General features: G+C 34.9%; 1 protein-coding gene. It reads right to left on the minus strand.

Going from position 1 to position 307, the window contains the following annotated elements:
• The coding region (locus AOA59_RS19065) for an NUDIX hydrolase (protein ID WP_143522793.1) at positions 1-307 on the minus strand (307 nt) is incomplete at both ends.

A 307-nucleotide genomic window follows, 5' to 3' on the forward strand; every position in this document is an offset into this window, starting at 1 on the left:
TATAGCTTCACATTTATATCTTCTGTATCATCCAAGTCTTGTTCATATGATTTGAATGCATCTACTATCAAATATGTACTTACCTTGTTGGTCTGTACTGCTGGGTTGACCATATATGTACCTAGGAGAATAGGTTTCTTCAAAGAGGTGTATCCCGTTTCTTCCTTTAATTCTCTAATTACTCCCTCTTCATAAGTTTCATCATCTTCCTTTTTTCCTGCAGGTACTTCTAAGAAAAAGTCTTCAGCCGCATAACGATACTGTTCAACTAATACGAGTTTGTTTTCTTTAGTGATGACAATACAAT

Source organism: Pseudomonas sp. 2822-15, assembly GCF_002742515.1.
Taxonomy (GTDB): Bacteria; Pseudomonadota; Gammaproteobacteria; order Pseudomonadales; family Pseudomonadaceae; genus Aquipseudomonas; species Aquipseudomonas salomonii.